Below are 1592 nucleotides of genomic sequence, written 5' to 3'. Positions count from 1 at the left end.
CAGCGCCAGCACCTGCTCGACCATGCTGGGCAGGTCGCCCACGCCGGCGCCGCCCGAAGCCATCAGGATCACGCGGCGCACAGGGTCCAGCCCGAGGCGGGTGACGTTGGCACTGCGCGCCAATTCAGGTGCCTCAGGTTGAGAGAAGCCGGGCATGACCGGGATGCCGGTGACATGGATGCGGTCCGCTGGCAGGCCACGCTCGCGCATCCGGAAAGCCACCTCCTCGGTCGCCGCGAGGTAGCCGGCCATGCCGGGCACCAGCCACATGTTGTGCAGGTCGTAGTCGGTGACCTGCAGCCAGATCGGCGCGTCCAGCCGGCCCTTCTGCTGCTCGCGCATCAGCAGCTCGGCTGGCAGGAAATGGGTGCAGACGATGGCTTTTGGCCGCGCCTTGCACACCTCGCGCAGCAGGTCCCCGGCGCTGACGCGCTCGATGGCCCGCCGCAGCCGCTGCGAGGTGGCGCTGTGCGGCGTCTCGTCGGTCTTCTGGTGCAGGTAGGACCACAGCTCCGGTGCACGGTTGACGAGCTGGATGTACCAGTCGGTGTAGACCTTGCGGAAGCCGGCGGCGACATGCGCCATCGCGTCCACATGGGTGGCGCTGCAGGCTGGCTGCAGCGTGGCCGCCGCAGCGGCCAGCGCCTGCGCGGCCCGCACATGGCCGTTGCCGGCGCTCACGCTGAGGATCAACAGGTCCTGGGGTGTCGAGGTGCTCGGTGTCTGGTTCATCAAGTTGCTTGGCGCACGCGCCGCTGGCGCCCTCGCTGCGGGCTGTGCGGGGGATTGTGACGGGCTCCATGCCGTGGATTTGCGCAGACTGTTCCGGCGGCCCTATGATCAGCGCACCATGAAGCCCTCGCAACTGCTTGAACTTCACCGTGAAGCCTTGCGCATCCTTGTTGCCAAACAAGCCCGCCTGCGCAACCTCCGTGTATTCGGCTCCGTCGCCAGCGGGAAAGACACCGAAGCCAGCGACATCGACTTCCTGATCGAACCGCTGGATGGCGCCTCGCTCTATGACCTGGCTGGTCTGCACGTCGAGCTGGAAGAACTGCTGGGCGTGAAAGTTGACCTTGTGACCCCCAGAGGCCTGCCGAAACGCTCCCGTGACCGCATCATCAGCGAAGCCCTGCCGGTATGAATCAGCCCAGGCTGCTTGTAATGTGGACCTGAGCATCGTGTGGCACACCTGCCATCCTTGCGCAAGGTGCTCGCCCCGCTGAGAGCCACAGCACAGAAGATCGAGCCGCGCTGCGACGAAGACGGCTAGTCAACGCGGAAAGCACCTTGGCGACGCCGCGGCACGGCACGGCCTTGAGCTTGACCAACAGGTTCATCCCCTCGACGCCCAGCCTTGCAACCCGGCGTCGCGAAGGAGCAGCCTGGCCCCGGTCTGGCCGCTGTCGGTAAAATCCGACGTTTTTTCGATTGGGAACCTTGAACGGCAGCAAGGCGCAAGTGACGCGCCGCCCCCTGGTGACCGGCTCGGCGTTGGTGCGCCTGCTGGCCGCGCTGACAGACGCCGCGGACGTGCCGGCCTCGAAGGCAGCCTTCGCCGAGCGCCTGAGCGGCTGGGTGGACTGGCGTGA

The 1592-nt window shown here is 66.8% G+C and carries 3 protein-coding genes; 2 read left to right on the top strand and 1 reads right to left on the bottom strand.

Features of this window, described 5'->3' with window-relative positions:
* Nucleotides 1–732, bottom strand: a 732-nt coding sequence (locus FKP22_RS29780) for an MGDG synthase family glycosyltransferase (protein WP_445663758.1), incomplete at its 3' end; no start/stop codon positions are given.
* A gap of 118 nt (nucleotides 733–850) precedes the next feature.
* Here FKP22_RS29780 and FKP22_RS29775 point away from each other — a divergent pair.
* Nucleotides 851–1144, top strand: coding sequence for a nucleotidyltransferase family protein (locus FKP22_RS29775; RefSeq protein ID WP_141291836.1), 294 nt, complete (start codon nucleotides 851–853; stop codon nucleotides 1142–1144).
* A 317-nt stretch (nucleotides 1145–1461) separates the two neighbouring features.
* Nucleotides 1462–1592 (top strand): DUF3348 family protein (locus tag FKP22_RS34160; RefSeq protein WP_259372475.1); only part of this gene is annotated, 131 nt, incomplete at its 3' end.

Source organism: Ideonella azotifigens, assembly GCF_006519715.1.
Lineage (GTDB): Bacteria > Pseudomonadota > Gammaproteobacteria > Burkholderiales > Burkholderiaceae_C > Ideonella > Ideonella azotifigens.
This window is presented reverse-complemented; position numbering and strand designations above follow the sequence as displayed.